Source organism: Stenotrophomonas sp. HMWF023, assembly GCF_003060985.1.
Classification (GTDB): Bacteria; Pseudomonadota; Gammaproteobacteria; order Xanthomonadales; family Xanthomonadaceae; genus Stenotrophomonas; species Stenotrophomonas lactitubi.
This window is the reverse complement of record NZ_QAIJ01000255.1, coordinates 10,399-15,481: the sequence shown is the minus strand read 5'-3', so window position 1 is coordinate 15,481 and position 5,083 is coordinate 10,399. Positions and strand designations below refer to the sequence as shown.

General features: G+C 65.7%; 5 protein-coding genes. 1 reads left to right on the top strand and 4 read right to left on the bottom strand.

All coding sequences use genetic code 11. The features are described 5' to 3' along the window. Positions 1 to 131 precede the first annotated feature (131 nt). Entirely contained in the window at positions 132 to 956 is an 825-nt protein-coding gene (locus DBR20_RS14325) for an alpha/beta hydrolase (protein ID WP_108266635.1), read from the bottom strand. Between the two features lie 192 nt (positions 957 to 1,148). On the opposite strand from DBR20_RS14325, the gene DBR20_RS14320 reads away from it, so the two are divergent. Next, entirely contained in the window at positions 1,149 to 1,538 is a 390-nt protein-coding gene (locus DBR20_RS14320; protein WP_108266634.1) for a hypothetical protein, read from the top strand. A 56-nt stretch (positions 1,539 to 1,594) separates the two neighbouring features. Here DBR20_RS14320 and DBR20_RS14315 read toward each other — a convergent pair whose 3' ends face one another. The 3 genes from DBR20_RS14315 to DBR20_RS14305 form a co-directional block, all read right to left on the bottom strand. After that, entirely contained in the window at positions 1,595 to 2,299 is a 705-nt protein-coding gene (locus tag DBR20_RS14315; RefSeq protein WP_108266633.1) for a DUF2968 domain-containing protein, read from the bottom strand. A gap of 100 nt (positions 2,300 to 2,399) precedes the next feature. Next, entirely contained in the window at positions 2,400 to 4,550 is a 2,151-nt protein-coding gene (locus tag DBR20_RS14310; protein ID WP_108266632.1) for a TadG family pilus assembly protein, read from the bottom strand. Positions 4,551 to 4,558: 8 nt separating this feature from the next. Next, a complete protein-coding gene (locus DBR20_RS14305) occupies positions 4,559 to 5,023 on the bottom strand; it encodes a DUF3613 domain-containing protein (RefSeq protein ID WP_108266631.1) in 465 nt (154 codons plus the stop codon). Positions 5,024 to 5,083: the final 60 nt, after the last annotated feature.

Sequence of the window (5,083 nt, the reverse complement as noted above, 5' to 3'; positions counted from 1 at the left end):
ATATCTGATGGCCCCATGGTAGAGCCGGCCGCTGGCCGGCTGAACGCGGTTCTGGTCGGGGGGAATGCGGTTGCCGGCCAGCGACCGGCACTACCGCAGGCGCGGCGGCGCCGGAGCGCCGCCGCGATACGTCATCTGCGTGCGAACGCCAGCAGGTCGGCGTTGAACTGATCCGCATGGGTAAGGGTGAGGCCGTGTGGCGCACCGGCATACACCTTCAGTTCGGCGTCCTTGATGATCTTCGAAGACAGCTTGGCCGAGGCGTCGAACGGCACGATCTGGTCGTCATCGCCGTGTACCACCAGCGCCGGCACGTCGATCTTCTTCAGGTCTTCGGTGTAGTCCACTTCCGAGAACTCGTGGATGCAGTCGTACTGGCCCTTCACGCCGCCCAGCATGCCCTGCAGCCAGAACGAATCACGCATGCCTTCGGTGACGCTGTTGCCATCACGATTGGCGCCGAAGAACGGCGTGGCCAGATCCTTGAAGAACTGCGAACGGTCACCACCAGTGCCCTTGCGGATGCCGTCGAAGACCTCCAGCGGAGTGCCGGCCGGATTGCTGGCGGTCTTCAGCATCAACGGCGGCACCGCGCCGACCAGCACCACCTTGGCCACGCGCGTGCTGCCGTGGCGGCCGATGTAGTGGGCCACTTCGCCACCGCCGGTGGAATGGCCGACCAGGATCGCCTCCTTCACGTCCAGCGCGTCCAGAACCGCAGCGAGGTCGTCGGCATAGGTGTCCATGTTGTTGCCATCCCAGGTCTGGCTGGAGCGGCCATGGCTGCGACGATCGTGGGCGATCACCCTGTAGCCGTTCTGGCCCATGAACAGCATCTGCGGGTCCCAGGCATCGGACGATAACGGCCAGCCATGGGCGAATACGACAGGCTCACCGGTGCCCCAGTCCTTGTAGAAGATGCGGGCGCCATCGTTGACGGTCACGAAATTGCTCATTGCAGGTTCCTTGGCGGAAGGGAGGTAAGACGCCTGCGGGTTCGCCGGCGCCTGCGGCAGTACAGCGCACGATGTGCCGTGTGCATTGCACGGCTGTGGCGGATTGACGGGTTCGTTGCGCTGACGTGACTCGCTCTGGCGGCAGGCCCCTACTGATGGCAACCATCGCTATCGGACGCGCGAGGGCCAGCCATGAAAATGCCGATGTGGGGAGTGCTGCCTGGAGTGCTGTTGGCGGTTGTCGCGGCGGCGCAGACCAACGTCTACAAATGCACCGATGGTGAGCATCCGGTCTATCAGCAGATGCCCTGCCAAGGGCAGGCGGAGTGGCGCTGGGAAGTGCCCGCTGTGGAGTCGAAGGCGCGCGGACCGCTACCTGCAGCCGTGCAGCCTGCCCGCCGTGGCGCCAAGCGGACGCCACGGCGCGGGCGCGCGCAGGGCGTGCTGATATCGATCACGGCCGACCCGCAAGCCTGCGAGCGGGCACGCCAGCAGCAGGTGAAAACGTTGGCCAAGCCGCGCAGGCTCGATTACCTGCAGCGCAGGCAGCTGGATGACGCGGTGCGCGAAGCCTGTCGTTGAGTACAACGAAAAACGGCACCCGAAGGTGCCGTTCTGGTTTACAGGCCAGGTAAGCTTCAGCGGCCGTCGCTGGCGGCGGCCGGTGCCGCAGCTGCATCCGGCTTGGGCAGGCTCAGCTCCGGGTTGCCCTGTTCGGCCTGCAGGATCTGGATCCGGCGCTGCAGCGCATCGAGCTGGCTGTTGGTGCTCTGCACGTCGGTGCTCAGGCTGACCGCCTGCTGCTGGGCCTGCTGCAGCGCTGCGCTGACCTGCGCCGACTGCGCCTGCTGCTGTTCCATTTCCTGCTGCAGGGTACGCAGGCGTTCTTCGTTGTAGGCCACCAGGCGCTCGGTGTAGCGCTTGCCGGCTTCCAGCCGGGTGGTGTCGATGTAGACCTGCGCCAGCTGTTCGGACTGCTGCGCGAAGGTGCGGTAGACACGCTCGGCGTTGTCGACGGCATCGGTCTTGATCACCCGCCAGAAGTTCTTCTCCTGGAACAGGGCCACGTAGTAGGTCAGGGTATTGGCGTTGAACAGCAGGCTGGCGCCGTAGTTGCCGTTGTAGGTGGTACGCAGCTCGGTGAGCTGCTGCGCATCCATCAACTGCTTGAGTTCGTCGACGGTGTTGCGTACCACCGGTGAGGCCTTGGCCGGCTCGACGGTGGCAGTGCGATCGCCACGTGCGGCCAGCGCCGACGGCGCCACCACGATCATGGCCACGGCCAGCAGTGCTGCGCCGCGCGGATACCGGGCGAAGACGGTGCCCCCTGAAGTTTCTCGCATGTCTAGACCATCCACGGATGTAGTGTGGGTTGAGTTGAAAGTGGTTCCCCGCCGCGAGTCTAGCATGGGCGCGGACGCCGCCAACCGGCGCCCACGCGGGTCAGAAGACCAGCTGCGCCGAGCTGCACTGGATCGACTGCATGCTGACATCGGTGCGGCCCAGTTCCAGCCCGAGCAGGCTGGCCAGGGTATTGGTCAGCAGGGTGCCGACGCTGTTGAGCACCGGCTTGAGCGCGGCCAGCACCGGATTCAGCAGCGCGCACAGCAGGCCGCTGCAGCTCACGTTGTTGCCCGGAGTGGTTACCCCGCCACCGTTCTGGCCATCGAGGAATCCGGCCGGGGCGGTCTGGATGTAGGACGCCAGGTTGGTGCGCACGCAGCCGTTGTAGTCGATCAGGTTGCCCAGCAGGCTGTCGCAGCGGTTGATCAGCAGCCCACCCACCAGCGAGCCGAGCAGGCCGTCGAGCAGGCCCAGGCCCTGGCCGGTCACGGTGGTGCGATAGCCCGTCCACACCGAGCCATCTTCCCAGCAGGTGGTCAGGCCAAGCAGGCAGGGCTTGGGTACGCCTTTGGTAACTGTCCAGTTGCCCAGCGGTGCGAGGTTGCGCGACGGATCGCCATCGCGCAGCAACGGAATCACCTGGTCCACGTTGTAGCGCCCGCCGCTGGGGAAGGCGGCCTGCAGGTAACGGTCGGCCAATGCCTTGGCGGTGTCATTGGCGTTCATGCCCTGCTTGGGCGAGCTGAGCATGCCTGACAGCACGCGCAGCAGTTCGTTGACCAGATCGGACACGGCGGTGCCGACGGCCAACGGGTTGATCCGGGTTGAGCCGGTCTGGCCGGCGGCCAGGGTCAGGCTCTGCGTGCTGGTCAGCGCCGGCAGGGTGATCTTGTCGTTGATCAAGGGTTGACCCAGCAGCTTCAACAACTGCTCGTTCTGCAGGGTCGCGTCACAGACGTTGCTCTTGGAGAAACGATCGGCCGCATTGACCTTGCCGACGCAGGCGCGCAGCACCGAGGAATCGACCTGGACGGTGGCCGTCGGTGGCGTCGCCCCGCACTGGATGCTGGTCAACGTTCCCATCGCATTGGCCACATCCACGTGCAGTGGCAGACGCAGGCGGGTGCCGAGCAGGTTCAGTAGTGGGCCGATCGCGAACAGGCGGTCGCTGTCGACGTCCACCATCAGCCGCACCTGCGCGTTGTAGGCACGTGCGCCGACACCGCCGATGGCGATCGACGGCGGTTCCACCACGCCGGCCTTGATGTCGATGCCCAGCAGGTTCAAGCCCTGCACCTGCACGCCATTGCCATCGTTGGCGATGGAGATCGCGGCGGTGACAAGATCCAGCACATTGACCCGTGATTCCAATGCGCTGCCGATGGTACCGTCCGGCGAGATCACCTGCGCGAACAGACCGCCGCCGCCGTTCTGGCTGCCCAGAAGAATATTGAGCTGGTTGATGTCCAGCCGGGTGCCGACCAGGTTGGACAGCGCCTGCAGCTGTACGCCGACGGTGGTGTCGCGGCCGACCACCGTGGCGGTGGCATTGACCAGCTGCGCCAGCGAGATGCGGTTGATCGACAGCAGCCTGTTGAAGTCGGCCACGCTGAGGTCCGCGGTGACCGGGATGCCCAGCGCAGCCAACAGCCCTGATGGAGTGATGGTGGCCTGCGCCAGACCGTCGTAGGACAACACCGTCGCGTTGGTAACGTCCAGGCCGACCAGGCGAAGGGTCGCCATCAAGGGTGAGTTGCCATTGGTGCGCAGCAGCTGCGAACCCACCGCAAACACCGCGGTCGGTTCCGAACGCTTTGCCACCGCCTGCACGCGCAGGGTGGGCAACGTACGGTTCTGGCCGAAGAACGGCAGCACGCCGCGTTCGGCGACGACGCGCACCGCATTGCGTGGATTGCTGGCGTCCACGCTCGGGCTGAAGTGGTCTGACGTTCCGCGGGTGGCATTCCAGTTGCCGCACTGGATCTGCACCTGTCCGCGGAAGCGGTTCTGCGAGAGCGCGCTCTGCCGGGCCGCACTGTTGTCGGCATTGCTGGCGTTGCACAGGTCGAGCCGTTGTGCGCCTGCCAGCGCGGCCAGATCGACCACTTTCTGTGCATCGCGCTTGGCCCAGAACAGGAAGCCGATCTCGACCAGGCCGAGCATTGCCAGCAGCGCGATCATCACCAGCATCATGGTGACCGACATACCGCCGCGCGGGCGACTGAAGCTGATGTGGCGTGCTCGGTTCATGGTAGACCTCAGCGTCCGGATCGGGAGGATCCTGCGGACTTGGCGACGTCGGTTTCAAAGAACTGCGGTATGTCGTACTGGAAGCTCTTCAGGTAACGCGCGTAGCTGGACGTGGCCTGGTCACCGAGGATCGGCAGGCGCGCGCCGGCTACCTCGCCGGACGCCTGCAGGCGGAACAGGCTGCGTGTGGTGTCGCCGATCTGTGAGGTGTTGGGCTGCAACTGCGTGCCGCCGAAATCAGGCGCGGCTTGAGGGGCTGCGGGAGCTGCAATGGGCGGGGCGGCCGGCAGCGGCGATACGTCCACGGTGGCCAACGGTTCGCTGTGCAGGGGGGCGGCTGCCGGCGCAGGCGTCGCGCCGCCCAGCATCTGCCCGGTCAACGGTTGCTGCGGCGTTTGTGCGTGCACAATCGCAGCGAAAAACAAGCCGGCAAGCATCGGCAGCAGGCAGCGGATCAGCGGCATCGAGGTCATGGCGTGTTCCCGGTGGGATGGTCGGTGGTGCCGAAGCGTTCCAGCATCGAGGGCGGCAGT

Coding starts and splice junctions, on each gene's coding strand:
- DBR20_RS14325 (WP_108266635.1), bottom strand. CDS start 956: ATGAGCAATTTCGTGACCGTCAACGATGGCGCCCGCATCTTCTACAAG.
- DBR20_RS14320 (WP_108266634.1), top strand. CDS start 1,149: ATGAAAATGCCGATGTGGGGAGTGCTGCCTGGAGTGCTGTTGGCGGTT.
- DBR20_RS14315 (WP_108266633.1), bottom strand. CDS start 2,299: ATGCGAGAAACTTCAGGGGGCACCGTCTTCGCCCGGTATCCGCGCGGC.
- DBR20_RS14310 (WP_108266632.1), bottom strand. CDS start 4,550: ATGAACCGAGCACGCCACATCAGCTTCAGTCGCCCGCGCGGCGGTATG.
- DBR20_RS14305 (WP_108266631.1), bottom strand. CDS start 5,023: ATGACCTCGATGCCGCTGATCCGCTGCCTGCTGCCGATGCTTGCCGGC.